A 24,648-nucleotide genomic window follows, 5' to 3' on the forward strand; every position below is an offset into this window, starting at 1 on the left:
GGCGAGTGCCGACCGCTGACCCCGGCGCGTACCAGCGCGCACCGGCGACACCGGTGCCCCGCACGCCCCCCGCTTCCCCGCCCCGGCCCGCTCATGCTGTGACCGTCACAACCCGGCCGGGTGCCCATGGGGCGGTGGCGACCTGGGTACTCAGTGGCCGAGGGCACGAGTCGCACCGTACGGAGCTCCGGGCAGCGGACAGGGCACGCGCCGAAGGCGACAGGACACGGCGGCACCAGGCACTGCGGAGGTACGGATGCGGCGGACGGACCCGGTAGGCCACGGCCCCGTCCGGTTCGGGCCGCCGCTCCCCGAGGACGGGCTGCCGGTGCTGCCTGAGCTGTCCGCGGTGCTCGCCGCCGCGGCCTTCCGCGGCGGCCACGAACCGGTCGGTGGCGGCCCGGCCCTGCGCGAGGCCGCCTGCGGCTACTGGGACCGGCGCGGACTGCGCTGCGACCCCGACCGCGTGGCCGCCGGCCCCGGCGCGCCCGCCCTGCTGCTCGCGCTGACCGCCGCCCTCGGCGGCGACGTCCTCGTCCCGAGACCCTGCGCCGCGTGGTGGGCGCCGTACGCGCGCCTGCTGGGGCGCCCCTCCTTCCATGTGCCGACCCCGCCGGAGAGCGGCGGCGTCCCGGACCCGTACGCCCTGCTGGAGACGGTGCGCCGGGTCCGCGCCGAGGGCGGCGACCCGCGCCTGCTGGTGCTGTCCGTCGCCGACGACCCCACCGCGACCGTCGCCCCGCCCGAGCTGCTGCACGAGACCGTCGAGGCCGCCCAGGGGGAGGGCCTGCACCTGGTCAGCGACGAGACCTGGCGCGACACCCTGCACGACCCGCACGACACCGTGCTGCTCAGCCCCGCCGAGATGCTGCCCGACCGGGTCACCGTCGTCACCGACCTGGCCGGTGCCCTGCTCCCGCCCGGCTGGCCCGCCGCCGTGGCCCGCTTCCCGGCCGGCGAGGACGCCGACGGCCTCCACGCGCGCGTGCTCGACGTCCTCACCGCGCTCGACGCCCGGGTCGCCGCCCCCGTCGCCGCGGCGGCGGGCTACGCCCTGACGGAACCGGAGCCGGTGACCGCGCGCGTGGCCGGGGCGGTGCGCCTGCACGCGCGCGTGGCCGCCGAGGCGCACGCCGCCGTGGTCGGCGCGGGCGCCCTCGCCCGGCCGCCGCAGGCGGGCCGCCACCTGTACGTCGACCTCTCCCCGCTGCGCCCCGCGCTGAGCGCGCACGGCGTCGGCGACGCGCAGGAGTTGGAGGACTTCCTCTCCGCCCGTCTCGGCATGCCCGCGCCGGGCGGCCACCGCTTCGGCGACGAGCTCGAAGCCCCGCGCGTGCGGCTCTCCACCGGCGCGCTGGTGGCCGGCTCCGACACGGAACGCGCGGAATGCCTCACGTCACCCACGCCGTTGGAACTGCCGCACGTGCACCACGCGTTGATCCACTTGAAGTCGGTCTTCGACGACCTCCGCGACGACGCTCAGCGATGGGAGCCTCCTCGATGACGCAGCAGTCCGAGTCGACCACGAGCACGACCACCCGGGAAGCCGATGGTCCCGCCCTCCCGTCCCCGCTCGCGCCCCCGTACCCGCCCCTGGCCGAACCCCGGCCGCTGGCCGAGCGGAGAGTCTGGCCGCGCACCTTCCACGACCGGCTGACCGCCCCGCTCCCCGGCCTGAAGGCCATGGCCCGTTTCGCCCGCGAGGGCGCCGTGAGACCCGGCCCGGAAGGCCTCGCCGACATCCCCCTGCTGCCCTACGCCCCCGCCCCCCTGCCCCGCGTCGACGCCCGTACGGTCGCCGTCACCTGGGCGGGACACGCCAGTTGGGTCGTGCGGATCGGCGGACTGACCGTCCTCACCGACCCGGTCTGGTCCCGCCGCATCCTCGGCACCCCGGCCCGCATCACCCCCGTGGGCGTCCCCTGGGAGGACCTGCCCCGCGTCGACGCCGTCGTCATCAGCCACAACCACTACGACCACCTGGACGCCCCCACGCTGCGCCGACTCCCGCGCGACACCCCGGTGTTCGTGCCGGCCGGACTCGCCCGCTGGTTCCACCGCCGCCGCTTCACGCGCGTGACGGAGCTCGACTGGTGGGAGGCGGCCGAACTGAACGGCGTCCGCTTCGACTTCGTCCCGTCCCACCACTGGTCCAAGCGCACCCTCACCGACACCTGCCACAGCCTCTGGGGCGGCTGGGTCCTCACCGACCAGGAGGGCCGACGCGTCTACTTCGCCGGCGACACGGGCTACGGCCACTGGTTCTCCCGCATCGGCCGCCGCTACCCCGGCATCGACCTCGCCCTCCTGCCCATCGGCGCCTACGACCCCCGCTGGTGGCTCAGCGACGTCCACTGCGACCCGGAGGAAGCGGTCCGAGCGGCCCAGGACCTGGGAGCGACCAGGATGGCCCCCATGCACTGGGCCACCTTCGTCCTCTCGGCCGAGCCGGTCCTGGAACCCCTCACACGAGTCCGAGCGGCCTGGGAAAAAACGGGTCTGCCGCGCGAAAACCTGTGGGACATGCCGGTGGGCGCGTCAAAGGTGCTGTAGGAGAACCGACCTGAAAAGGGGCGCGGGGAACTGCGCGAGCAACCACAGACCACCCGCACTCCGCGAACGACCGTACGCCCACGGCGCTACCGAACCCGCCGCACAAGACTCGGCACCACACTGATCAGCAAGGTCAGCCCGATCGCCGCCACCACACCCTCCCACGGCTCGTCGAACAACGACCCCCCGAGAATCCCGATCAACTGATACGTCACGGCCCAGGCCAGACAGGCCGGAAAGTTCCCCCGGGAGAACCGCCGCAGCGGCCACTTCGCCAGCAGACACGCCAGCATCACCGGGATCCGCCCCGCCGGCACCAGCCGGGACAGCACCAGCACCGCGACCCCGTGCGCGGCCAGTTTCCCCTGCGCCTGCGCCAGCCGGTCCTCCGGCGCCCGCGCCCGGATCGCCTCCAGCCACCGCGACCCGTTCCTCGACCTCATCCCGCGCCGCCCCAGCCAGTACAGCGCCGCGTCGCCCAGGAACGCCGCCAGCGACGCCGTCACGAACACCATCGCCAGCGAGAACGGCGCCGTCTGGTGGAACGCGACCACCGCCGCCGAACTCACCAGCGCCCCCGTCGGGATGACGGGCACCAGCGCCCCGACGAACACGAGCAGAAAGAGCGTCGGATACCCGATCGCCTGCTGCGTGGACTCCGGCACCACGGACGCCGGGGTGACGGCCGACACCGCCAGCAAAGGCACACCGGCCTGCGCCAGGGGCGCGGACCAGGTCACCGCGCGCCCTCCAGGCGCACGCTCTCCCCGTGTCCCAGCCGGTGCACCGCCACGTCCGGCGCGTGCCGGGCCGCCAGCCGTACGAACTCGTCCCCGGGCGCGTGGAACTCGTGGGGGCGCACGGCGTCCATCCCGATCGGCCAGTACGTGCCGTAGTGCACCGGCACCGCACTGCTCGGCGCCAGCCGCGCCAGCGCCTCCGCCGCCCGGCCCGCGTCCAGATGCCCCTCGCCCAGGTACGGCCCCCAGCCGCCCACCGGCAGCAGCGCCACCTCGACCGGCCCGACCTCCTTGGCCATCTCGTCGAACAGCCCCGTGTCCCCGGCGAAGTACGTCCGCGCCTCACCGGCGATGACGTAGCCGAGAGCGGGGGAGCGGTGGGGCCCGAGCGGCAGCCGCCGCCCGTCGTGCCGCGCGGGCACCGCCCGTACGACGAGGTCGCCGACCGGTGTCTCGTCGCCGGGAGCCACCTCGCTCACCCGCAGGTGCGCGAGCCGGCGCAGACCGGGGACGGCCCGGCGCGCGCCCCGGGGCACGAGCAGGCGCGTGCCCGGCGCGAGCCCCATCAGCGAGGGCAGGTGCAGGTGGTCGGCGTGCAGATGGGAGACCAGCGCCACGTCCGCCCGCCGGGCGCCGGGCGGCGGCAGGTCTCCGCGCCGGCGGCGCAGGTGCGCGAGCCGGCGCGCGAACAACGGGTCGGTGAGTACGCGTACGTTCGAGTCCTCGACCGTGCAAGTGGCGTGACCCCACCAGGTGATCTCCACCGGCACTTCTTTGCCTCCTTCGCGCGACTCCCCGAAGCCTACGTGCAGGAGTAGGGTCGGCGGCGAAACCGGAGGTGAGGGGGGACGCCATGGTGCCGGTCCGGGTCACGGCGATCGCGAGTCTGACGCCGCTGGAGGAGCTCGACGACGATCCGTTCCTCGTCGACTCCCGCAGCCAGCACGCGATGTGCGCCCGCTGGGCCGCCGAGCGGGGCTACGTGGTCAGCCGGGAGTTGCTGGTGCGGGGGCTGCGCCCCGACCACGGCGCGCTGTGGGACGGCGTCCGGCCCGGCCTCGACCTGTTCGTGGCGCCCAGCCGGCGGGTCCTGGAGAGCGCGCTCGCGTCCGTCGAGCAGTTCACCGCCGAGTGCGCGCGGCGCGGGGTGCGGGTCGAGACGGTGGGGCACGCGGAGCCGGCGTACGACGCGGCGATGAAGGCGTGCGTGCACCGCCGGCTCTCGATGCCGACGGCGGGCTACGACGGCCGCTGAGCGGGGGCGGCCCCGGCTCGAAGGACGCCGGAGGCACGGCAGGCCACCTCCAGGGCATTGAGAGACTGTGGGGGAGGGCCCGCGGTCGGGGCGGGCCAGGACGTGAGGTGGCTGGACGTGCGGTGGCGGCGGGTTGCCAGTCAGGTGGGGCGGAGCGTCGCCGTGTGGGCGGTCTCCACCGTCACCATGCTCGTGCTCGCCGGGATCCTCCCGGACTTCCGGCTCCGGTCGGCCGACGGCGACAGCGCGACCGACATCGCCGTCACCGCGGCCTTCGGCGCCGGAGCCTTCGGACTGCTGTCGGCCCTGGTGTGGCCGCTGCTGGTCCGGCTGCTGCTCCTCGTGCCGGCGCTGGTGCTCGGGCTGCTGGTGTTCTTCCTCAACGGCGCGCTGCTCACGCTCGCCCTGCGGCTGAACCCCGCCGAGCGCGGCGCCGCCGCCCCGGAGACCGCCGTCGTGGTCGCCGCCGTGATGTCGGCCGTCGCGTCGGCGACCGGCGCCGCCCTGGCCGTGCGCGACGACGACGCCTACCGCCGCCGGCTGTACCGCCTCTCCGACCGCCGCCGCCGGTCCGGACCACCCTGCCCGGCCGGGCCCGGCACGGTCTTCCTGCAACTCGACGGCGTCGGCCACGACACCCTGCTGGACGCGGTCGGCAAGGGCCTGATGCCCACCGTCGCCCGCTGGCTCGGCCCCGGCGACGGCGGCCGCCCCACCCACCGCCTCACGCCCTGGCGCACCGACTGGTCCAGCCAGACCGGCGCCAGCCAGCTCGGCATCCTGCACGGCAGCAACCACGACGTCCCCGCGTTCCGCTGGTACGAGAAGGACACCCGCGAGGTCGTCGTCTGCAACCGCCCGACCAGCGCCGCCGAACTCCAGCGGCGTGCCGTCGGCTACGCCGGACACGACGGTCTGCTGAGCGTCGACGGCGCCTCCCGCGGCAACCTGTTCAGCGGCGGCGCCGGGCAGCAGGCCCTCGTGCTGTCGATCGCCACCCGCCGCCGCAGCCGCGAGAACCGCTCCCGGGCCGGGTACTTCGCCTACTTCTCCGACCCGGCCAACGCCGTGCGCACGGCGCTGTCCTTCGTCGCCGAGGTGGGCCGGGAGATCGGCCAGTCCACCCGGGCGAGGCTGCGCAAGCAGCGCCCGCGCGTCTCCCGCGGCGGCCTCTACCCGTTCATCCGCGCCTTCGCGACCGTCGTCGAGCGGGACGTCGTCGTGGCCGCCGTGATGGGCGACATGCTCGCCGGGCGCACCGCCGTCTACGCCGACCTCGTGGCCTACGACGAGGTCGCCCACCACTCCGGCCCGGCGAGCCGCGACGCGCAGAAGGTCCTCGAACGCCTCGACCGCTCCCTCGCGCTGATCGAGAACGTCGCCGAGCACGCCCCGCGCCCGTACCGGATCGTCGTGCTGTCCGACCACGGCCAGAGCCCCGGGGAGACCTTCCGCTCCCGCTACGGCCTCACCCTCGGCGACCTGGTGCGGGCCGGCTGCGGACTGCCCGTGCCGCGCCGCGCGGAGCGCACCCGCAGCGGCGCTGAGGCCCGCACGGCCGTGCGCGCCGCCCTGCGCATCCCGGTCGAGGAGGGCGAGGGGCAGCACCGCCCCGCGCGCCGCTCGGAGCCGATCGTGCTGGCCTCCGGCAACCTCGGTCTGGTCTCCTTCCCGGACGTCACGCACCGGATGAGCAAGGAGGAGATCGACGCTCGCCACCCCGCGCTGCTGCCGACCCTCGCCAACCACCCCGGCATCGGCTTCCTGCTGGTCCGCAGCGACCGGCACGGCGGTGTCGTCCTCGGCGCGTACGGAGCGGAGATCCCGCTGGCCGACCTCGACGAGGACCCCGGCCCGCTCGCCCCGTTCGGGCCGGGCGCGGTCGAAGCGGTCCGCCGTACGCACACCTTCCCGCACACCGCCGACATCATGGTGAACTCCTTCCACGACCCGGCCGACGGCGAAGTCCTCGCCTTCGAGGAGCAGATCGGCTCGCACGGCGGCCTCGGCGGCGCCCAGGGCAAGCCCTTCCTGCTGTCGCCGCTCGTGCTGTCCGCGCCGGTGGAGGACGGGGCGGAACTCGTCGGCGCCGAGCACGTCCACCGCGTCCTGAGCCGCTGGCTGCGCGAGTCGAACGGACCGCAGGTGCCGCTGGAGACGAGCGAGGAGCGCGCCGCCTGAAATTGGGCTGCGTTCGCGGAGCCGTGCTCCCACACTGGTGGGGCTCGTCCTCCTCCCACCTCCCAAGGAGCCCCTGCCGTGCAGGCAGCCGTCACCGTCACGCCCGCCCGCCTCCCCGACCTGCTGCTCGGCCTCGCCACCGTGCGGCCGGTCTTCATCTGGGGCGCCCCCGGCATCGGGAAGTCCTCCCTGGTGCGGAACTTCGCCGACTCGCTGGGCCTGGAGTGCGTGAGCCTGCTGGGCACCCAGCTCGCCCCGGAGGACCTCATCGGCGTCCCGCAGATCCGCGACGGCCGCTCGGTGTTCTGCCCGCCCGAGGCGATCGCCCGGGACGAGCCGTACTGCCTGTTCCTGGACGAGCTCAACGCGGCCACGCCGGATGTGCAGAAGGCGTTCTACTCGCTGATCCTCGACCGCCGCATCGGCAGCTACGAACTGCCCAAGGGCTCGATCGTCATCGGCGCCGGCAACCGCGCCACCGACAACGCGCTCGCCCGGCCCATCGCCTCCGCGCTGGTCAACCGGCTCACCCACGTGCACCTGGAGGCCTCCGCCAAGGACTGGCTGACCTGGGCCGGGAACAACGGCATCCACCCCTGGATCGCGGACCACCTCACCGACCGGCCCGACCACCTGTGGTCCAAGCCGCCCAAGACGGAGGAGCCGTTCTCCACGCCCCGCTCCTGGCACATGCTCTCCGACGCCCTGCACTCCTTCGGCCGCGACCTGGACGAGGAGACGCTGCGGGTGCTCGCGCACGGCACGCTGACGCCCGCGCACGCCGAGGCGTTCTGCGGCTACGTCAAGGTCGTGCGCAGCCGCTACGGCATCGAGGCGATCATCAAAGGCGACGCCCGCTGGCCGAACCGCCCGGAGGACCGCGACCTGCTCTACTACCTCGCCGACTCCTTCCGCGGCCGCCTGGTCAAGGAACTGCCCGTCAGCAAGGAGCACATGTCGGCGAACGGCCGGCAGACCGCCTACCGCGCCAAGTCGCTGCTGGTGCAGCTCGCCGAGATATCCGTCGAGGTCGCCCAGACCGTCATCGCCTCCGACGCCGACGGCAACCCCGTGCTGCCCTCCTGGTTCCTCGTCGAGGCGGCGCGGGACATGCCCCGGCTGGTGGAGGCGCGGCGGTGAGCCGTGGCCCCGGCAAGGACCGGCGCAAGAAGAAGCGGGACCTGGCGGGCGAGGCGTTCGCCGAGGGCATGCGGCTGATGAAGACCAACCCGGCCCTCGCGGCCGTGGAGTTCGACGTCTGCCGCCAGGAGGAGTGCCACCTCGCGCCCCGCGACGGGCTGGTGACCGTCGACTCCGACGGCACCCTGCACGCCCACCCGGACCGGCTCGCCGAGCCCGCCGCCTGGGCCTGGGCGCTCGCCCACACCGTCCTCCACCTCGGCTTCGGGCACGTCCCCGCGGTCAAGGGCGACCGCGTCCAGCCCGACCGCTTCGACCTCGCCGCCCGCTGCGTCGTCGTCAACCGCTTCCTGCTCGGCGTCACCATCGGCGAGACCCCCGAGCACCTGCCGGCCTCCTACCCGGACGGCGACGAGGAGCAGCTCGCCGCCCGCTGGCGGCGCGACGGACTGCCCCCGGTCTACGAGCGCTGCGGCACGGCCGGTGACGAGCCCGACCAGGTGCTGGTGCCGTGGCTGGGCTGGTCCCGGCCGCCCGACTGGCAGCTGGCCTTCGCCACCGCCCTGACCCGGACCGTGTCCGCCGCGATGGACATGGCGGGCGGGCGCCGCGACAGCCTCACCGGCGAGGTCGCCCGGCCGCAGCCCTGGCAGCGGGCGCTGAGCTGGTTCATCTCCTCCTACCCGCTGCTCGGCGGCATCGCGGCCGGCGTCAAGCTGGTCGCCGACGCCGAACTCGCCCGCGCCCACGGTATCGCCGTCGCCGCCGTCGACGCCGAGGCGGGCGAGATCTACATCAACCCCCTGCGCGGCTTCGAGGACGAGGAGTGGCGGTTCGTCCTCGCCCACGAGATGCTGCACGCCGCCCTGCGCCACGGCGACCGCTGCGGCACCCGCGACCCCTACCTCTTCAACGTCGCCTGCGACTACGTCGTCAACGGCTGGCTGACCGAGATGGAGGTCGGCACCATGCCCCCGGGGCTGCTGTACGACCCGCAGCTCGCCGGGCTCTCCGCCGAGGAGGTCTACGACCGCATCGCCGGCGACCTGCGCCGCACCCGCCGCCTGGCCACCCTGCGCGGCAAGGGCGTGGGCGACATCCTCGGCGGCCCCCTCGGCGCGCCCCGTGACTACGTCGACCTCGACGCGTTCTACCGCCGCGGCCTCGCCCAGGGCCTCGACCTGCACCAGCGGCAGGAGCGCGGCTTCCTGCCCGGCGGGCTGGTCGAGGAGATCCGGGCGCTGAGCCACCCGCCGCTGCCCTGGGACGCGCGCCTGGCCCGCTGGTTCGACGAGTTCGTGCCCCGCCCCGAACCCGTCCGCTCCTACGCCCGCCCCTCCCGGCGCCAGGCGGCCACGCCCGACATCCCGCGCGCCGGGCGGCACTTCCCGCCCGAGGAGATCGCCCGCTGCACCTTCGGCGTCGTCCTGGACACCTCCGGCTCCATGGACCGCGTGCTGCTCGGCAAGGCCCTGGGCGCCATCGCCTCCTACGCCGAGGCCCGCGACGTGCCCGCCGCCCGGGTCGTGTTCTGCGACGCGGCCCCGCACGACGCCGGCTATCTGCCCGTCACCGAGATCGCGGGCCGGGTCCGCGTGCGCGGCCGCGGCGGCACCGTCCTGCAACCCGGCATCGACCTGCTGCACCGCGCCGACGACTTCCCGCCCGGCGCGCCCGTCCTCGTCATCACCGACGGCTGGTGCGACACCCTCCGCGTGCGGCGCGAGCACGCGTACCTGATCCCCCGAGGAGGACGCCTGCCGTTCACCGCAAGGGGCCCGGTCTTCCACGTGAGTTGAGTCGTAGTGTGATCAGATGGGGCCGCGACCCGGTAACGGGTCACTTGGACCACTGAAGACACATACAGTCGGACATTTTGGAAAGGGTGCGTCATGGCAACCACACGCTCCGCACACACCGTCTGGGAAGGCAACCTCTTCAAGGGCAACGGGGTCGTCACCTTCGACTCCTCCGGCATCCTCAGCGAGCAGCCCGTCAGCTGGGCCGCCCGCACCGAGGAGCCGGGCGGGAAGACCAGCCCGGAGGAGCTGATCGCCGCGGCCCACTCCAGCTGCTTCTCGATGGCCTTCTCCAACATCCTCGACAAGGCCGGCACCCCGCCGACCAAGCTGGTGACCTCCGCGGACGTCACCTTCCAGCCCGGTGAGGGCATCACCGGCATCCACCTCACCGTCGAGGGCACCGTCCCCGGCATGGACGAGGAGGCGTTCCTGGCCGCCGCCGAGGAGGCCAAGGTCGGCTGCCCGGTCAGCCAGGCCCTCAAGGCCACGCCGATCACGCTGACGGCCAAGCTCGCCTGACCGGGCTCACCCGCGTCGCGCGGGCCCGTCCACCGGGGCGGCCCGCGCGACGTCGTCGGTTCACCCCCCGCGGCCGGGGTATGAACCAGACGCTTTTCGAACCGAAGGGCGGGAAGGAACGCGATGCTGCCGGGAACGTCCCCGAGCGCGACGGTGCTCGACTCCGCCACCCGTGACCGGACCCGCGTCCTGCTGCTGTTCAGTCTCTCCGGCCGGCTGCGCCCCCGCGACACCGCCCTGGGCGCCCTCGTCGACCGCTACGACTACGGCCGCTTCGCCTCCCACCTGATGACGAGCCAGGACGTGCTGCCCGTCCCGGTGCTCGACGAGCAGGTGGCGCCCCGCCGGCTGCGCCTCCCGCACGGCGACCACGGCCTCGCACTCGCCTCCTTGCGGATCCTCGTCGTCACCACTCCGCGCGGCGACGCCACCCTGGTCGTGGACTGCGCCTTCGCCGGCGAGACCACGGCCGGCGACCTCGCCGCCTGGCTGGCCACGACCTGCTTCGACCGCGAGCGCATCGAACTCGACGACCGCCCGCTGCTGACGGCGCTGTCCGCACAACTCGGCGGCCGGCCCCTCGCCCTCGGCCAGAACGTGCACCAACTCGTCTTCCCCGGCGGCCGGTTGCAACGGGAGCTGCTCACCGCCGACCAGGCCCGCAGGGCCGTCCTGCTGAACGAGATCGTCTACCGCGGCAGGATGCCCTGGAACCCGGCCGCGCCGCACGACCCGAGCCTCGCACCGCACCTGCGGAACCACGGCGTCACCCTGTCCGCCCTCGGCCGCGGCGTCTCCGTGCAGACCGGCTGGGCCCCGCACGTCGAGAACGGCCTGGTGCTCGTCGCCATCGGCATGATCTCCGCCCTGGCCGTGCTCCAGCGCACCCGCCTCGCGGCCTTCGCCATGATGAAGGCCAACGAACAGGCCGACGCCGACTCGCCCACCGAGATCCGCTCCCTGATCTCCCGGCTCTCCGCGGGCGTCAACGAACTCCAGCTCGACCTCGCCTTCGGCGTCGAGGCCTACGTCGACAGCCTGCTGATCCCCGAGATGATCACCGAGGCCTTCCAGTCCTCCCTGGGCGACGCCCTCGGCATCCGCGACAGCCTGGAGAACTCGGCCCGCATGGTCGAACGCCTCACCTCGGTGATCAGCGCCCGCTCCGCCGCCCTGGACGCCGAACTCGCCGAGCGCGACGACCGCCGCGACCGCACCGTCTCCGGCCTCGTCGCCGCCGCCACCCTGATCGCCCTGCCGCCGACGCTGCTGCTGGCCTTCTTCGGCGTGAACGGCACGAACGTCGACGAGCACCGCTCCATCCTCGACCTGCGCGCCTACGGAACGGCGTACGCGCTGGCCTGGCTGCCCTTCGTCGTCCTCGTCCTGATCGGCTGGGTCCTGCTCAGACGGGTCCGCGCCGGCTCCGGCCCGCTGCTGCCGGCGCCCGACGACGACTCCGTGCCCGTCCCGCCTCCGCGCTCGCCTTCCGGGAGCCGACGACCATGACGCCACACCCCGCCGTCTCCGCCCACCGGGGCGGCTCCGAGCGCGCCCGAGCCGCCACCTGGGAGGCGTACGAGGACGCGCTGGAGTCCGGCGCGGAGTACGTCGAGTTCGACATCCGCCGCACCGGGGACGGCGTCCTCGTCGTCTACCACGACCCCCGGGTCGGCCCCGCCGGGCCGCCGCTGTCGGCGCTCACCCATGCCGAGCTGTGCGAGCGGGCCGGGTACGAGGTGCCGGTGGTGGACGACGTCATGGCGCTGATCGCCGGGAAGCTCGTGGCCCACCTGGACCTCAAGGAGACGGGCTACGAGCGGACGGTGATCGACCGGGCGGTCGCGCTGCTCGGTGCGGACGGGCTCGTCGTGACCACCCTGGAGGACCGTTCCGTCGCGGCCGTCACACGGGCGCACCCCGGGGTGCGCACCGCCCTCTCCCTGGGGCGCGACCGCCGGGAACTGGCCCTGGCCCGGCTGCCCGGGACGCGGCTGAGCGAGCTGTTCCCCGCCCGCCGCATCCGCGCCTGCGGGGCCCACGGCGTCGCCGTGCACCAGCGCCTGGCCAGGACGAACGTGCTGCGCGAGGCGACCCGGCACGGCCTGTTCACCATGGTGTGGACGGTCAACGACGACACCCTCATGCGCGCCTTCCTCGCCCACCCGCGCGTGGACGTGCTGGTCACCGACCGGCCCCGGCGGGCCGTGGCGCTCCGGGGGCCGATCACCCCTTCGCGGCATTGACAACAGCGCACTCAAGTTTTGTGCTGGAGAGTGTGAAGAGCGCCCTGGCGGAAGGGGACGGCGATGGGACGTGCGGTAGGGATCGACCTCGGAACCACGAACTCGGTGGTCGCGGTGCTGGAGGGCGGCGAGCCCACCGTCATCGCCAACGCGGAGGGCGCCAGGACGACGCCCTCGGTCGTGGCGTTCGCCAAGAACGGCGAGGTGCTGGTGGGCGAGGTCGCCAAGCGGCAGGCCGTGACGAACGTGGAGCGCACCGCCCGCTCGGTCAAGCGGTACATGGGTGACGCGCACTGGCGCTTCCCCGAGCAGGGCGACATCGACGGCACCCGCTACCGGGCGCAGGAGCTGTCCGCGCGGGTGCTGCAGAAACTGAAGCGCGACGCGGAGTCCTACCTCGGCGAGGACGTCACCGACGCGGTGATCACCGTGCCCGCGTACTTCGACGACGCCCAGCGGCAGGCGACCAAGGAGGCCGGGGAGATCGCGGGCCTGAAGGTCCTGCGGATCATCAACGAGCCGACGGCGGCGGCGCTGGCGTACGGCCTGGACAAGGAGAACGACCAGACGGTCCTCGTCTTCGACCTCGGCGGCGGCACCTTCGACGTGTCGCTGCTGGAGATGGGCGAGGGCGTCATCGAGGTCAAGGCCACCAACGGCGACACGCACCTCGGCGGCGACGACTGGGACCAGCGGATCGTCGAGTACCTGATCAAGCGCTTCAAGGGCCAGTACGGCGTCGACCTGGGCAAGGACAAGATGGCCGTGCAGCGGCTGCGCGAGGGCGCCGAGAAGGCCAAGATCGAACTGTCCAGCTCCACCGAGACGACGATCAACCTGCCCTACATCACGGCCTCCGCGGAAGGGCCCCTGCACCTCGACGAGAAGCTCACCCGGGCCCAGTTCCAGGAGCTCACCGCCGACCTGCTCGACCGCTGCAAGACGCCCTTCCACCAGGCGGTCGACGACGCCGGGGTGAAGCTGTCCGCGATCGACCACGTGATCCTGGTCGGCGGCTCGACCCGGATGCCCGCGGTGACCGACCTCGTGAAGGAACTCACCGGCAAGGACCCGCACAAGGGCGTCAACCCCGACGAGGTCGTGGCCGTCGGCGCCGCACTCCAGGCGGGCGTCCTGCGCGGCGACGTCAAGGACGTGCTGCTGCTCGACGTCACCCCGCTGTCCCTGGGCATCGAGACCAAGGGCGGCATCATGACCAAGCTCATCGAACGCAACACCACCATCCCGACACGGCGTTCGGAGATCTTCACGACGGCCGCCGACAACCAGCCCTCGGTCGGCATCCAGGTCTACCAGGGCGAACGCGAGATCGCCGCGTACAACAAGAAGCTCGGCGTCTTCGACCTCACCGGCCTGCCGCCGGCCCCGCGCGGCGTCCCGCAGATCGAGGTCGCCTTCGACATCGACGCCAACGGCATCATGCACGTCTCCGCCAAGGACCTGGCGACCGGCCGCGAGCAGAAGATGACCGTCACCGGCGGCTCGGCCCTGCCCAAGGACGACATCGACCGCATGATGCGCGAGGCCGAGCAGTACGCCGAGGAGGACCGCAAACGCCGCGAGGCCGCCGAGACCCGCAACCAGGCCGAGCAACTCGTCTACCAGACCGAGAAGTTCCTCCGCGACAACGCCGACAAGGTCCCGTCCGACACCAAGTCCGAGGTCGAGTCGGCCCTCGCCGACCTGAAGGCGCAACTGGACCAGCAGGCGGACACCGCCGCCCTGCGCGCCGGCGTCGAGAAACTCGCCTCGGTGAGCCAGAAGATGGGCCAGGCGATGTACGCCCAGGCCCAGCAGACCCCGACCGAGGAACCCTCCGGCACCCCGAGGGACGAGGAGGGCGTGGTCGACGCGGAGATCGTGGACGAGGAGAAGGACCGACGTGACGAGAAGGGCGGTGCCGCCTAGTCCCGGCTCCCGTCCGAGGGAAAACCGTTCCACCGATGTCGGTGGCCCCTGTTAACCTCCAGCGGCTCGTGTGATCAACGGGCCGAGGGAAGTTCACAGGGGAGGGACAGGTGGACGTGGGGAAGAGGTCCGGCGGCCGCAGACGGCTGGCGGTGGGGTGCGCGGTGGCGGCCGTCATGACGAGCGGCACGGGCGTGGCACAGGCCGCGGACAACCTGCCGCCGAAGCAGCCGCTCGTCCAGGACCTGAAGACGGGGTACAAGGCGTGCGCGGCGGGGGACGAGCGCGTGTACGTCTCCGGGCCGCCCACCCTGACCGCCGTGCTGTACGACCCGGCGGAGGACAACCATCCCGCCGAGGCCGACATGGTCAGGGGCGAGTTCGAGGCCTGGTGGACGGACGCGGAGGGCGCGCAGCAGCGGCGCTCGTTCGTGACGCACGAGACGCTCTCCGGCACCCGCCAGCAGTGGCGCATGCCCGAGGACGTCCTCCCGCCGGACACCGTCATCTCGTGGCGCGTGCGCGCGAACGACGGCGCGGCGAACTCCCCGTGGAGCTCCGAGGGGGAGGGCTCGGTCTGCGAGTTCGTCTACGACGACGACAACCCGGAACCGGCGAAGATCTCCTCCCCCGAGTACCCGGAGGAGGTGTTCTGGGTGGACGGAGTGGGCGTGTACGGCCACTTCACGATGGACTCCCCCTCGGACGACGTCGTCTCCTACGAGTACCACTTCATCGGCGGCCCGTACGGAACCGCCCGTCCCGAGCGGCCCGGCGGGCCCGCGACCATTCCCTACCTGCCCCTCGACTCCGGTCCCGAGCGGCTGACCGTCCGGGCCGTGGACCGCTCCGGACGCAGCAGCGGTGAGTCCTCGTACCGCTTCTACGTGAAGGACGGCCGCGCCCCCGTCGCCCACTGGCCCCTGGACGACGCCGAGGGCGCCTCCGGCGCCGACGCCGAGACGGGAACCGACGCGCAGGCCGGCGCCGGTGTCACCTTCGGCGGCCCGGCCCCCGCCCGCACCGCCCTCACCGCGACGGCGACCCTGGACGGCAGCAGCCACGGCTACCTCACCCCGGGCGTCCCCGCCGTGACCGACCCCCGCGAGAGCTTCGCCCTCAGCGCCTGGGTACGTCCCGCACAGACCGACCGGAACATGACGGTCGCCGCCCAGGACGCGGGGGAGAGCGCCGCCTTCTCCCTCGGCCTGAGCGCCCGGGGCGAGGCTCCGGCGTGGACCTTCACCGTCGGCGGTGCCCAGGTGTCGGGCGGTGCGCCCGAGACCGGCGAATGGGCGCATCTGCTGGGCGTGTACGACGCCGAGACCGGCAAGGCGCGGCTCCACGTCAACGGCCACCAGGCCGGTGACCCCACCGAGGCCCGCCCCACCGCGACCACCGGCGCCTTCCAGATCGGCCGCGTCCGCGACGGCAACGGCTACCACGACCGCTGGCACGGCCAGTTGGGCGACGTCAAGGTCCACGACCGGGTCGTCGTCCCCGCCGAGGCCACCGAACTGGCCTACCGCAAGCCGTCGTCGCGCGGCCACTGGTCCCTGGAGACGGCCGCGGACGGCGCCAGCCCGGAACAGGGCGACGGCGCCCCGCTGAAGCTGGGCCCCGGCGCGACGATCTACCGCGTCCCGGACGACTCCTGCCTCCCCTGGATCGACCCGGACTGCGTGCCGGCGCCGGGGGCGCTCGTCGGTGACGGCCACCTGGCGCTCGACGGCAGGACCGGCCATGCGACCGCCGGGGGACCGGTGGTCGACACCTCCGACAGCTTCACCGTCGGCGTGGTCGTCCGGCTGGCGGACACCGAGCCCGAAGGCCCCATGACGGTGCTGTCGCTGCCCGGTGAGCACACCGACGCCTTCAAGGTCCGCTACGACCCCGAGCGGCACGCCTGGCAGCTCGTGATGCCGCACAGGGACGAGCGGGGCGCCTCCGAGACCGTCGTGGCGCAGTCCGCCTGGCCGGACGGCCGCGACGGCTCGGGCCACCGGGTCGCCGTGGTCTACGACGACGCGACCGACAAGGTCCGGCTCTACCTCGACGGCCGGACCGGTGCCGAAGCGACGGCCGACCTCCCGAACCACTGGAAGGGCTCCGGCCCGCTCCAGATCGGACGGGCCCGGACCGGCGACGGCTGGGGCGAGCACCTGCACGGCGACGTGGACGAGGTGCACGCCTTCGCCGGCGCGCTGACCGACGAGGACATCCCGTTCCTGGGCTCCGGCGGGGAGCCCTGCTTCTGCTAGCCGGACACCCCCTAGGCCCCGGTGTGCGCGGGCGGCAGTGTCGCGCACACCGCGTCCAGGACGGTCGCGTACGGCGTGCCGAAGGCGGTGAGCCTGGAGCGGAGCAGGTCCAGGCCGTCGCGGTGGTCCGCCAGGAGCTGGGTGTCGCCGGTGCGGGCCGCGCACTCCAGGACCGCCGGCAGGAAGTCCGGCGGTTCCTCGCCGGTCGTCTCCAGGCCGTGCGAACGGTACAGCTCCTCGGAGGGCGTGGGGGCCGCCTCGCGCCACGCGCTGAGATACAGGCTGTGGTCCGGCTCCGCCTCGAAGACCTCGACGTAGTGCGCCGCCAGCTCGCGCGGCGGGGTCAGCGCCGCGTGGTCCGCGAACTCCCGTAGCTGCGGGGCGGCTTCGCGGAGCAGCGGCAGGCGGGTGCGGAAGTCGTCGTCGGGGAACATCAGGCACAGCGCGGCCGCCTGGTACAGCACCTCGAATCCGGGCATCGGACCTCCTTCGCGTGCGCCCCGCGATCCCGACGCTAGAGGCGGGCCGGAGGGCCCACCCGTCGGCGGGGTCCGTACGGGTCAGGGGGCGGGCTCAGAATCTGTCGCGGTACTCCCGCAGCAGCTCCTCCGTGCGCTGCGTGGAGCCCGCCCGGGCCGTCATGTGGTCCAGGACCTCCAGGTGCGCCGAGACCTCCTTGCGGGAGTCCAGGTACAGCGCCCCGGTCAGGTACTCCGTGAACACCATGTCGGGCAGTTCGGGCTCGGCGAAGCGGAACAGCGAGAACGGCGCGTACGTCCCGGGATGCGGACCGTCCTTGAACTCGGCGACCTGCAGCGTGACGCGGTCCCGCGCGGCGTACTCCAGCAGCTTGTCCAGCTGGTCGCGCATCACCCGGCCGTCGACGCTCACCGGGCGGCGCAGCACCGTCTCGTCCATGATGACCCACAGATGCGGCGGGTTCGGGCCCTCCAGCAGCCGCTGCCGCTCCATCCGCAGCGAGACGTGCCGGTCCACGGCCTCCGGCCCGGAGTTCCCGATCGTGCCCGCCTCCAGCACCGCGCGCGCGTACCCCTCGGTCTGCAGCAGCCCCGGCACGAAGTGCGGCTCGTAGGAGCGGATGATCCGGGCGGCGCCCTCCAGGCTCACGTACAGGCTGAACCACTCCGGCAGCACGTCGTGGAACCGCTGCCACCAGCCCGGCCGGTTGGCCTCCTCGGCGAGGTCGACGAACGCGGCCACCTCGTGCTCGGGCACGCCGTACGCGGTCAGCAGGATCTGCACGTACGGGATCTTCAGCGCGACGTCGGCGGTCTCCATCCGCCGGACCGTCGCGGGGGCGACGCGCAGCACCCGCGCCGCCTCGTCACGGCTGAGTCCGGCCGCCTCGCGCAGCTCCTGCAGCCGCTTGCCCAGTACCACCTGGCCCACGGTGGGTGCGGCCCGCCGTTCACTCACGCCACGCCTCCCCAACGCGCCCAAGCCTGCGATCAGTCTGTCACGCCCGGTGGCCTGTATCACAGTCCCCTCGGCGAGGAGATCGCGGGAAACGCGTCCTGCCCCGTGGTCGGCCGGCACGCCTCTGAGGGCCTGTCAGGGCAGCAGGGACTGGAGGTACTTGACGGTCGCCGGGTCGGCCGGGAGCAGCGTCTCGATGGCCAGCTCGGCGACGGTCACGTCCATCGGCGTGTTGAACGTGGAGATCGAGGAGATGAACGACAGGGTCCGCCCCTCGTGCTCGATCCGCAGCGGCAGCGCGAAGTACGGCACCGGCTCCGGGGGCTCCTCCGCCGGGTCCGCCTCGGGCACCGGGTACGCCGCCACCTCCTCGTACAGCGCCCGCAGCGGCTCGGAGCGGTGCAGCGCGATCTGCCGCTCCATCTGCTCCAGCAGGTGACCTCGCCAGGCGCGCAGGTTGCGGATGCGGGGCGCGAGGCCCTGCGGGTGCAGCGCCAGCCGCATCGCGTTCAGCGGCGGCTCCAGCAGGGCTTCGGCGACGCCGTCGACCAGCGTCATGATCCCCCGGTTGGCCGCCACCACGTTGTACAGCGCGTCCACCACCAGCGCCGGATACGGCTCGTAGCCGCCGATCAGCCGCTCGATGCCCTCCCGCAGCGCGCCCAGCGCCGGGTCGTCCAGCGGCGTCTCCGGGTAGCGCGGGGCGTAACCGGCCGCCAGCAGCAGCGCGTTGCGCTCCCGCACGGGGACGTCCAGGTGCTCGGCCAGCCGCAGCACCATCTCCTCGCTGGGCCGGGAGCGGCCCGTCTCGATGAAGCTGATGTGCCGGGCCGAGGAGTCCGCGCGCAGGGCCAGCTCCAGCTGGCTGACCCGCCGCTGCTCCCGCCAGGCCCGCAGCAGCGGGCCCACGCCCTGGTCGGCGGTGGACGGGTGAGTGGTCATGTCAGGACCGTAGTCGAGAACCGGTCGCGCCGGACAGGCGGACCCCCTCTGACCAGGGTCTCGGGCGCCTCGCTGTGGCAGGCTGAGAGGACACCGAGGAGTCCGGAGCCAGGGAAGGAGCGCAGCCCATGCCCGTCGAACCGCTGTCGCAGAAGGAGATCGAGGACCGGCTGGCCGAGCTGCCGGGCTGGTCGCTCGACGGGGACCGCCTCACCCGCTCCTACCGGCTCGGCTCGCACTTCGCGGCGACGGCGATGGTCGTGCACATCGCCCAGGTCCAGGAGGAACTGGACCACCACTCCGACCTCACGCTCGGCTACCGCACCGTCGCGCTGTCCGTGCACACGCACAGCGCGGGCGGCGCCGTCACCGAGAAGGACTTCGAGCTCGCCCGCAGGGTGGAGGACCTCGCCCCCGGGCACGGGGCACACTGACGGCGTGCTCGACTACGACAAGGAAGCGGAGCGGTACGACGCCTCGCGCGGCGGCGAGCCCAGGGCGGCCGCCGCCGCGGCGGCGGTGCTGGGCCTTCTGCCGCCGGACACGCGCAGCCTGCTCGACGTCGCCTGCGGCACCGGCATCGTCACCCGCAGGCTCGCGGCGGCGCGCGACGGCATGCGCGTCACCGGCGTGGACCTCGCCCCCGCGATGACCCGGCGGGCCGCCGCCCGGCTGCCCGGCGCCGTCGTCCGCGCCGACAGCCGCAGGCTGCCGTTCCGGGACGGCGAGTTCGACGCCGTGTGCAGCGTGTGGCTGCTGCACCTGGCCGCCGGGCCCGCCGAGGTGCGGGCCATCGTCGGCGAGTGCGCCCGGGTGCTGCGGCCCGGCGGCGTCTACGTCACCACGGTCGACAAGGCCGCCTCCCACAACGTGGGCAGTGACATCGATGTCGTCCTGTCCTCCCGTCCGCCCAGCCCGGTCCGGGACGCGGCGGCGGACGTCGAGTCCCACGCCGCCGCCCACGGCCTGGCCCCGGCCGGACAGGCCCGCTTCACCGGGCACGGCCAGGGCCGCAGCCCCCGCCGCACCGTCGCCGACCTGCGCCGCGGCTGGTTCGTCACCCTCCCACCCGGCGACCCGCTCGCGGAGGGCTTCGCCCTGAAGCTCGCGCGCCTGCCCGACCAGGACCGGCCGCGCCCCGACCCGGTGTTCAGCCTGCGGGCGTTCCGGAAGACCGGGTGAACGCCATGGTCCAGTCGTCACGCGCCGCTCATGTGCGGTCCCCCGTGGTTCCGTCGGGCAGGGAGTCGGCCAAGTAGGCCTCGAGGTCGGGTACTTCGGGCACCAGCAGGTGCCGTACCCAGGCGTCCCGTTCGTGCAGGATCGGCGGCAGCTCCCAGACGCAGCCGATCCACGGCAGCTCCGGAGTGATGAAGCGGGTCGGGTCGCGGTCCGGGCAGCCCAGCACCGGCTGGCCCGCCGCGGCGCCCTGGAAGTGCAGGACGTTGTCCCACACCCAGCTGTACGCGTTGAGATAGGCGCCGTCGTCACCGCCCCGGTGCAGGACGACGAAGGTCGCCGGGGGCGTGCCGTCCGGTTCCGGCAGCAACTCCGGCAGGATCGCGTAGGCCGCCTTCTCCACCTCCGGCTCGATGCCGGCGGGGTCGGCGGTGACGTGGTAGCGCTTGACGTGCCGCCCGGCCACCTGGATCGGCGGGGGCACGGTCAGCAGTTTCTCGCTGAAGGGCATGACGGGACGCTAGAGCGGATCCCCTGACATCCTGTGTCAGTGAAGTCCAGCCGACTCGTCTCCCTCCTGCTGCTGCTCCAGACCCGTGGCCGGATGACCGCCGCCCAGCTCGCCGAGGAGCTCGAGGTGTCGGTGCGCACGGTGTACCGGGACGTCGAAGCGCTGAGCGCGGCCGGAATCCCGCTGTACGGCGACGCGGGCCACGCCGGGGGCTACCGCCTCCTCGACGGCTACCGCACCCGGCTCACCGGCCTCACGACCGACGAGGCCGAGGCCCTCTTCCTGGCCGGCGCGCCCGGCGCCGCCGCCCAGCTCGGGCTCGGCTCCGTCCTGGCCGCCGCCCAGCTCAAGGTCCGGGCCGCCCTGCCGCCGCAGCTGCGCGCCCACGCCGACCGGATCAGCGGCCGCTTCCACCTCGACGCCCCCGGCTGGTACGCCGCCGCCGACGAGACGCCGTACCTCCCGGCCGTCGCCGACGCCGTCTGGAACAGCCGCGCCGTGCACGTCCTGTACCGCCGCTGGCGCGAGCCCACCGACGTGGAGCGCCGCCTGGAGCCGTACGGGCTCGTCCTCAAGGCGGGCCGCTGGTACGTCGTCGCGGGCCCGGGCCCGCGCACCTACCGGGTCGACCAGATGCTGCGACTCACCGCCACCGGCGAGGAGTTCACCCGCCCGGACGGCTTCGACCTGGCCGGGTACTGGGCGGCGTACCAGCGGGACTTCCACCACCGGCTCCGTACGGGCCGGGCCGTGGTCCGGCTGGCGCCCGGCGTGACGCTCACGGGCCGGGCCCCGGAGGGGCACCCCGACGAGGACGGTTGGACCACCGTCACCGTGGCCATCGAGTCCGTCGACCACGCCCACGCCGAGTTCCTGCGCCTGGGTTCCGGCATCGAGGTGCTCGAACCGCCCGAGCTGCGCGAGCGGATGGCCCGGACCGCGGCCGAACTCGCCGAGAGGTACGGCAACCCACGCGTCGCCGGCGGCGATGAGCCCCCGCACCCGAGCTTCTTCCTCGGGAACGCAATGGCCACGGCTCCCAGGCCGACGGTCTACACCCCGTGACACCGGTGGGTGCGCCGCCCGTGAGGGGAGCGCACCCACCCCGCGTCAGCCACAGGTCCGGTCGCCCAGCTTGAACGCGGTCGGTTTCGTGTTCGCGCCCGACCAGTTCGCCGTGAAGCCGAAGCTCACCGACGCGCCCGCCGCCACCGTGCCGTTCCAGCCGACGTTCTTCGCCGTCACCGTCGACCCCGACTGCGACGCCTCGGCGTTCCACGCCTGGGTGAGCTTCTGGCCGTCCGGGAAGGCCCAGTTCAGGGACCAGCCGTTCCAGGGGCCGGTGCCGGTGTTGGTGAGCTGGACGTCCGCCTGGAAGCCGCCCGGCCACTGGCTGGTCACCTTGTACGTCACCTTGCAGGCGCCGACCGGGTCGGGACCGGGCCCGGGGCCCGTGCCGCCGCCGTCGGAGCTGTCGCCGTAGATGACGCCACGGCCGTTCGTCGAGACGTAGACACGGCCGTAGACCCGCGGGTCGCCGGTGATCGCCGCGCCGGTCCAGCCCCACTGGTGGGCGTCGTCGTTGACGCGGGTCCAGCTCGCGCCCTTGTCGGTGGAGCGGAAGATGCCGCGCACACCGCCGATCTTGGCGCTGGTGTAGAGCGTCTGGTAGGAGGCACCGGGGGCCGCCTTGCCGAAGCCGACGGTGTCGGCCTGCTCGACGTTGGAGAGCTTCGTGAAGCTCGTGCCGCCGTCCGTGGAGTGCCACAGGCCGTACGCGCCGTCCGGGGCGCCGCCCGCGAGCCAGATGTCGCCCTTCCCGCCGGGCAGGGCCTTGAAGCGGACGCTGTCGCCGCTCGGCAGGCCGGTGGCCGGGGACTCCTTGAACGTCGCCCCGCCGTCCGCACTGACGTAGAACTTCCCGGACTTGAAGCCGTAGAAGGTCTTCGGGTCGACGCGGTCCGACTCGACGATCGCCCCGGCGGGAATCCCGCCGGACGCCTGCCACGACGTGCCGAAGCCGGTCGCGTGGTGCACGCCGGCGCCCTCGGGGCTCCACACGAACCGGCTGCCGTCGGCCGCCGCCGCGACCGTGCCGCCGCCGCTCACGCCCGAGGGGTCGGTGCCCGCGAACCAGTTGGCGCCGTTGTCCGTCGAGAAGGAGACGTGCGGGCCCGAGTCGAGGTTGCCGACCCGGACGACCGTGTCCGGGTTCGACTCAGCGAAGTCCAGGCTCGTGGTCGTCGTGAAGTTCGGCTGGGTGAACATCATCGACGGGACCTTCGTCAGGTCCGTGTGGCGGAAGCCGCCGATGTCTCCCAGCGCGCTCAGCAGCGGGGCGCCCGACGGGGGAGAGGCGAGGTCGTTGACCGCCGTCTCCTCCAGGCCCTGGACCATCGGCTTGACGGTGAACTTGCCGCCGCTGTCCCAGTTACCGAGGTTCTCCGTGCCGTAGATCGTCGCGCCCGTCCCGTACATCATCCGGTTGGAGTTGAACGGGTCGATCTCCAGGGCTTCCGTCATCCACCCGAGCTTCGGCGTCTGCTCCGGCGGCTGCGGGTTCGCGCCCCAGGTCAGCCACGGCGACGACGAGACGTCCATCGTGTAGCGGTTCTCGCGGTTCGGGTACGACGTGTAGTCCCACGCCTTGGTCCAGGTCGCGCCGCTGTCGGTGGAGCGGAAGATCTGCGTGTCCGGCCACCAGGCGCTGTAGGCCGTCGCCATCACCGTGCCCGGCTTCTGCCGGTCGACGGTCAGCCCGCTGAAGCCGTAGAAGGTGTCGGCCTCCGCCACCGGGCTGATGTTCGTCCAGGTCCCCGTCCCGGTCGCGTAGCGCCACAACTGGCCCTTGCCGCCGTCGTACGGGCCGCCCTTGTCGCTGTAGGCGAGGTACAGGTATCCGTTCTTCGCGTCGAGGACGCCTTTGTGGGCGAGGTAGCCGGTCGGCTGCCCGGCCAGCCGCTGCCAGCTCGCGCCCGCGTCCGTCGACCGGTACACCGCGTTGTCCTTGTCGGCGACCCCGACGTAGATCGTCTTCGTGGCGTTCCCGGCCGTGCCCGTGGACTCGTCGAAGGTGACCCAGACGATCCCCTGGTTGTCCGAGGCGTAGCCGGAGGTGTCACTCGGATCCTGCGCGTAGTCGCCGACGTTGGGGAAGTTCGCCACCTGCGACCAGGTGGCCCCCGAGTCCGTCGAGCGCCACAGCCCCTTGCCGCTGGGCGCCCCCAGATACAGCACGCTGTTCCGGTTCGGGTCGATCGCCAGCCGCTCGCCCATGCCCCGCCCCGGCATGTTGCCGCCCAGCTTGAACGGCAGGTTCGCCTTCTGCCAGCTCGCACCCCGGTTCGAGGAGCGCATGACCGCGCCGTTCTTCGGATCCCAGCTGTTGGTGTACGTCCCGACCGCCGCGTACACCCGGTTCGGATCGACGGAGTCGGACGCGATGCTGACGACGCCCGTGTGCCCCCAGTCGTCCCAGCCGACCGAGTCCAGCAGCGGCGTCCAGGTCTTCGAGGACTCCTGCCAGCGGTAGGCACCGCCGATGTCGGTGCGGGCGTAGGCGAGGTTCTTCTCGGTCCTGTTGAAGACGATGCCGGGGACGAAGCCGCCGCCGTCGATCCGCGCGTTCTTCCAGGTGTAGGTGTCGGCGCTGATCTTCGGCGAGGGCGGGTCGGCGGCCAGGGCGGTGGGGGCGCCCGACAGCAGCCCGGCCGCCAGCGCCAGCACGGCCGTGAGGATACGGGTTCTTCGCACGGTGGGGTTCCTTCCGTGGGAGGGGGGAACGTGCGAGGGCCGGGCGGCTCCCGTGCGGGTGGAGTCGCCCGGCCGTGGCCCCGCGTCAGGTGCGGAGCCATGTACGCAGAGCTTCGGACGCTGTCTTGGGGGCGCGGGGAACTGCGCGACCAGCCACAGCCGGACCCGCAGCCGAAGTGCCCGCGCCACCCGCGGAGCGC

At 73.3% G+C, this 24,648-nt stretch carries 21 protein-coding genes; 14 read left to right on the forward strand and 7 right to left on the reverse strand.

The genetic code is table 11. The annotated features are described in order from the left end of the window. Positions 1-256 precede the first annotated feature (256 nt). Together C1703_RS33540 and C1703_RS33545 are read left to right on the forward strand one after the other, a co-directional pair. Positions 257-1,504 (forward strand): aminotransferase class I/II-fold pyridoxal phosphate-dependent enzyme, encoded by a 1,248-nt coding sequence (locus C1703_RS33540; protein ID WP_114256356.1) that lies wholly within the window; start codon positions 257-259, stop codon positions 1,502-1,504. Continuing rightward, the gene (locus tag C1703_RS33545) at positions 1,501-2,553 is read left to right on the forward strand and encodes an MBL fold metallo-hydrolase (RefSeq protein ID WP_114256357.1); all 1,053 of its coding nucleotides are present in this window, start codon (positions 1,501-1,503) and stop codon (positions 2,551-2,553) included. The genes C1703_RS33540 and C1703_RS33545 overlap by 4 nt, the downstream gene beginning before the upstream one ends. Before the next feature lie 86 nt (positions 2,554-2,639). On the opposite strand, the gene C1703_RS33550 is transcribed toward C1703_RS33545, so the two are convergent. Together C1703_RS33550 and C1703_RS33555 are read right to left on the reverse strand one after the other, a co-directional pair. Continuing rightward, positions 2,640-3,260 carry a VTT domain-containing protein gene (locus C1703_RS33550; RefSeq protein WP_232840801.1) on the reverse strand — a complete coding sequence of 207 codons (621 nt, stop codon included), beginning with the start codon at positions 3,258-3,260 and terminating at the stop codon, positions 2,640-2,642. 29 nt (positions 3,261-3,289) lie between these two features. Beyond that, positions 3,290-4,063, reverse strand: a complete 774-nt coding sequence (locus tag C1703_RS33555; RefSeq protein ID WP_114256359.1) for an MBL fold metallo-hydrolase — start codon at positions 4,061-4,063, stop codon at positions 3,290-3,292. 83 nt (positions 4,064-4,146) lie between these two features. Here C1703_RS33555 and C1703_RS33560 point away from each other — a divergent pair, with 83 nt between their 5' ends. The 9 genes from C1703_RS33560 to C1703_RS33600 all read left to right on the forward strand — a co-directional run bounded on the left by C1703_RS33560 (position 4,147) and on the right by C1703_RS33600 (position 16,626). Then, positions 4,147-4,548 carry a hypothetical protein gene (locus C1703_RS33560; protein WP_031118186.1) on the forward strand — a complete coding sequence of 134 codons (402 nt, stop codon included), beginning with the start codon at positions 4,147-4,149 and terminating at the stop codon, positions 4,546-4,548. A gap of 162 nt (positions 4,549-4,710) precedes the next feature. Beyond that, positions 4,711-6,729 (forward strand): phage holin family protein, encoded by a 2,019-nt coding sequence (locus tag C1703_RS33565; protein ID WP_232840671.1) that lies wholly within the window; start codon positions 4,711-4,713, stop codon positions 6,727-6,729. A gap of 78 nt (positions 6,730-6,807) precedes the next feature. Continuing rightward, positions 6,808-7,869, forward strand: coding sequence for a MoxR family ATPase (locus C1703_RS33570; RefSeq protein WP_114256361.1), 1,062 nt, complete (start codon positions 6,808-6,810; stop codon positions 7,867-7,869). Continuing rightward, the gene (locus tag C1703_RS33575; RefSeq protein WP_114256362.1) at positions 7,866-9,668 is read left to right on the forward strand and encodes a hypothetical protein; all 1,803 of its coding nucleotides are present in this window, start codon (positions 7,866-7,868) and stop codon (positions 9,666-9,668) included. Before C1703_RS33570 ends, C1703_RS33575 begins: the two co-directional genes overlap by 4 nt. A gap of 93 nt (positions 9,669-9,761) precedes the next feature. Next, entirely contained in the window at positions 9,762-10,190 is a 429-nt protein-coding gene (locus tag C1703_RS33580; protein ID WP_114256363.1) for an OsmC family peroxiredoxin, read from the forward strand. 123 nt (positions 10,191-10,313) lie between these two features. Beyond that, positions 10,314-11,699, forward strand: a complete 1,386-nt coding sequence (locus C1703_RS33585; protein ID WP_114256364.1) for a hypothetical protein — start codon at positions 10,314-10,316, stop codon at positions 11,697-11,699. After that, complete coding sequence (locus tag C1703_RS33590) at positions 11,696-12,436, forward strand: glycerophosphodiester phosphodiesterase family protein (protein WP_114256365.1); 741 nt, start codon at positions 11,696-11,698, stop codon at positions 12,434-12,436. Before C1703_RS33585 ends, C1703_RS33590 begins: the two co-directional genes overlap by 4 nt. A 63-nt stretch (positions 12,437-12,499) precedes the next feature. Next, a complete protein-coding gene (gene dnaK, locus C1703_RS33595; protein WP_114256366.1) occupies positions 12,500-14,365 on the forward strand; it encodes a molecular chaperone DnaK in 1,866 nt (621 codons plus the stop codon). A 176-nt stretch (positions 14,366-14,541) separates the two neighbouring features. Next, the gene (locus C1703_RS33600) at positions 14,542-16,626 is read left to right on the forward strand and encodes a LamG domain-containing protein (protein WP_198678479.1); all 2,085 of its coding nucleotides are present in this window, start codon (positions 14,542-14,544) and stop codon (positions 16,624-16,626) included. 11 nt (positions 16,627-16,637) lie between these two features. Here C1703_RS33600 and C1703_RS33605 read toward each other — a convergent pair whose 3' ends face one another. From C1703_RS33605 to C1703_RS33615, 3 genes are all read right to left on the reverse strand, one after another. After that, on the reverse strand, positions 16,638-17,105 hold the full coding sequence (locus C1703_RS33605) for a molecular chaperone TorD family protein (RefSeq protein WP_114256367.1): 468 nt from the start codon (positions 17,103-17,105) through the stop codon (positions 16,638-16,640). Positions 17,106-17,199: 94 nt separating this feature from the next. Next, positions 17,200-18,063, reverse strand: a complete 864-nt coding sequence (locus tag C1703_RS33610; RefSeq protein WP_114256368.1) for a helix-turn-helix transcriptional regulator — start codon at positions 18,061-18,063, stop codon at positions 17,200-17,202. Positions 18,064-18,198: 135 nt separating this feature from the next. Further along, on the reverse strand, positions 18,199-19,005 hold the full coding sequence (locus tag C1703_RS33615) for a helix-turn-helix transcriptional regulator (protein WP_114256369.1): 807 nt from the start codon (positions 19,003-19,005) through the stop codon (positions 18,199-18,201). Positions 19,006-19,133: 128 nt separating this feature from the next. On the opposite strand from C1703_RS33615, the gene C1703_RS33620 reads away from it, so the two are divergent. Then, entirely contained in the window at positions 19,134-19,439 is a 306-nt protein-coding gene (locus C1703_RS33620; RefSeq protein WP_114256370.1) for a 4a-hydroxytetrahydrobiopterin dehydratase, read from the forward strand. 4 nt (positions 19,440-19,443) lie between these two features. Continuing rightward, entirely contained in the window at positions 19,444-20,187 is a 744-nt protein-coding gene (locus tag C1703_RS33625) for a class I SAM-dependent methyltransferase (RefSeq protein ID WP_114256371.1), read from the forward strand. Positions 20,188-20,215: 28 nt separating this feature from the next. On the opposite strand, the gene C1703_RS33630 is transcribed toward C1703_RS33625, so the two are convergent. Then, positions 20,216-20,695: a hypothetical protein gene (locus C1703_RS33630; protein ID WP_114256372.1), complete on the reverse strand. Its 480-nt coding sequence runs from the start codon at positions 20,693-20,695 to the stop codon at positions 20,216-20,218. A gap of 39 nt (positions 20,696-20,734) precedes the next feature. On the opposite strand from C1703_RS33630, the gene C1703_RS33635 reads away from it, so the two are divergent. Continuing rightward, a complete protein-coding gene (locus C1703_RS33635; RefSeq protein WP_114256373.1) occupies positions 20,735-21,760 on the forward strand; it encodes a YafY family protein in 1,026 nt (341 codons plus the stop codon). A 45-nt stretch (positions 21,761-21,805) separates the two neighbouring features. On the opposite strand, the gene C1703_RS33640 is transcribed toward C1703_RS33635, so the two are convergent. Then, entirely contained in the window at positions 21,806-24,448 is a 2,643-nt protein-coding gene (locus tag C1703_RS33640) for a cellulose binding domain-containing protein (RefSeq protein WP_114256374.1), read from the reverse strand. Positions 24,449-24,648 lie beyond the last annotated feature (200 nt).

The organism is Streptomyces sp. Go-475, assembly GCF_003330845.1.
Taxonomy (GTDB): domain Bacteria; phylum Actinomycetota; class Actinomycetes; order Streptomycetales; family Streptomycetaceae; genus Streptomyces.

What these genes read in the sequence shown, in the direction of transcription:
- C1703_RS33540 (WP_114256356.1), top strand. Translation starts at nt 257, where the DNA reads ATGCGGCGGACGGACCCGGTAGGCCACGGCCCCGTCCGGTTCGGGCCG.
- C1703_RS33545 (WP_114256357.1), top strand. Translation starts at nt 1,501, where the DNA reads ATGACGCAGCAGTCCGAGTCGACCACGAGCACGACCACCCGGGAAGCC.
- C1703_RS33560 (WP_031118186.1), top strand. Translation starts at nt 4,147, where the DNA reads ATGGTGCCGGTCCGGGTCACGGCGATCGCGAGTCTGACGCCGCTGGAG.
- C1703_RS33580 (WP_114256363.1), top strand. Translation starts at nt 9,762, where the DNA reads ATGGCAACCACACGCTCCGCACACACCGTCTGGGAAGGCAACCTCTTC.
- C1703_RS33585 (WP_114256364.1), top strand. Translation starts at nt 10,314, where the DNA reads ATGCTGCCGGGAACGTCCCCGAGCGCGACGGTGCTCGACTCCGCCACC.
- C1703_RS33590 (WP_114256365.1), top strand. Translation starts at nt 11,696, where the DNA reads ATGACGCCACACCCCGCCGTCTCCGCCCACCGGGGCGGCTCCGAGCGC.
- dnaK (WP_114256366.1), top strand. Translation starts at nt 12,500, where the DNA reads ATGGGACGTGCGGTAGGGATCGACCTCGGAACCACGAACTCGGTGGTC.
- C1703_RS33600 (WP_198678479.1), top strand. Translation starts at nt 14,542, where the DNA reads ATGACGAGCGGCACGGGCGTGGCACAGGCCGCGGACAACCTGCCGCCG.
- C1703_RS33605 (WP_114256367.1), bottom strand. Translation starts at nt 17,105, where the DNA reads ATGCCCGGATTCGAGGTGCTGTACCAGGCGGCCGCGCTGTGCCTGATG.
- C1703_RS33615 (WP_114256369.1), bottom strand. Translation starts at nt 19,005, where the DNA reads ATGACCACTCACCCGTCCACCGCCGACCAGGGCGTGGGCCCGCTGCTG.
- C1703_RS33620 (WP_114256370.1), top strand. Translation starts at nt 19,134, where the DNA reads ATGCCCGTCGAACCGCTGTCGCAGAAGGAGATCGAGGACCGGCTGGCC.
- C1703_RS33630 (WP_114256372.1), bottom strand. Translation starts at nt 20,695, where the DNA reads ATGCCCTTCAGCGAGAAACTGCTGACCGTGCCCCCGCCGATCCAGGTG.